Source organism: Mycobacterium sp. (assembly GCF_049585075.1).
GTDB lineage: Bacteria > Actinomycetota > Actinomycetes > Mycobacteriales > Mycobacteriaceae > Mycobacterium.
Genome location: NZ_JBAUZA010000424.1, coordinates 1 through 1615 on the forward strand (window position 1 = coordinate 1; position 1615 = coordinate 1615).

Genomic DNA, 1615 nt, shown 5'->3' on the forward strand with positions numbered 1-1615 from the left:
CAACGCCGGGTGCCGAATTGGCCGAGCGTCGCTGCATGTTGTTCGCCGGCACCACGATCGTCGCGGGCACGGCGCTTGCGCTGGTCACCGCCGTCGGCGCCGACACCCAGGCGCGTCGCGCCGCAGAACTCGCGTCCGGCGAGTTGCCAGACGTCGGGTTGCAGCATCAGCTCAGCAAGCTCACCAACCAGGCATTCCCGGTCAGCACGGCCGGCGGCGCGCTGGTCGGGGCACTGGGCCTGTTGCGCCGTCGAGGGCTGCGCGAAGCCGTGGCCAGCGGAATCGCGATCACCGTGGCCGCGGTCCCGGAGGGCATGCCGCTGGTGGCGACGCTCGCCCAGGCCGCATCGGCCAGACGGCTGACCGAGTACGGCGCGCTGGTACGCATCCCCCGTTCGGTCGAGGCGCTCGGCCGCGTCGACATCGTCTGCTTCGACAAGACCGGAACGCTGTCCGAAAACCGGCTGCGGGTCGCCCAGGTGCATCCCGTCGCCGACTACTCCCGTGACGACGTGTTGCGCTTTGCGGCGCACGCAGCGCCCGACGCCAACGGCGGCCCGCAAATACACGCCACCGACCGGGCCATCATCGAGGCGGCGCTGGCCGCGGATGGCTCCAACGGCTCGGATCGCGGCGATGCGGATGCCCACCTGCCGTTCCGCTCCGGCAGGTCGTTCTCGGCGTCGGTGTCCGACGACGAGCTGACGGTCAAGGGCGCGCCCGAAGTGGTGCTCGCGGCCTGCTCAGACATCGGCCCGGATATCGACGGCACAGTACGTCAGCTGGCAGCCGAAGGATTGCGGGTGATCGCGGTCGCGCGGCGCCGGCTCAACGCGCAAGAGGCCAAGCTGGTCGCGGACGACGAAGACGCCATCGCCGATCTGGCCCAAGACGGGTTGTCGCTGGCCGGGTTCCTCGGGTTGTCCGATACCCCGCGGGCCGAAGCACCCGCTCTGCTCAAGGCGCTAGCCGAGCGTGAGGTCGGCATCCGGCTGATCACAGGCGATCACCCGATCACGGCCACCGCGATCGCACGCGAAATGGGTATGCCGGTGAGCGTGGAGCAGGTCATCAGCGGCGCGGAGTGGGACGCGTTGTCGCGCAAAGATCAGGAACGCGCCGCCAGCGAGCGGGTGATCTTCGCCCGGATGTCACCTGAGAACAAGGTGCAGGTCGTCCAGACGCTGGAACGCGCCGGCAAGGTGTGCGCGATGGTCGGGGACGGCTCCAACGACGCTGCCGCGATCCGGGCCGCCACCGTCGGTATCGCCGTCGTCGCACGCGGCAGCGATCCAGCCAGCATCGCGGCCGACGTCGTCCTGGTCGACGGCCGGATCGAAGCGCTGGTCGCAGCCATCGACGAGGGACACCAGCTCTGGCAAAGAGTGCACGCCGCGGTGTCGGTGTTGCTGGGCGGCAACGCCGGCGAGGTGGGCTTTGCGATCATCGGCGCCGCGATCAGCGGGACGTCGCCGCTGAACACCCGCCAGCTGCTGCTGGTGAACATGATGACCGATGCGTTACCGGCCGCCGCGCTTGCGGTCAGCCCGCTCAGTGGCCCGGTACAGACGGCCGGCCACGGTCCCGATCAGCGGGCGCTGTGGCGAGCTGTCGC

Annotated in this window: 1 protein-coding gene; it reads left to right on the forward strand. The window is 70.1% G+C overall.

Features of this window, described 5'->3' with window-relative positions; genetic code table 11:
* On the forward strand, window positions 1-1615 hold a 1615-nt coding region (locus WB785_RS20035), incomplete at both ends, for an HAD-IC family P-type ATPase (RefSeq protein WP_424081109.1).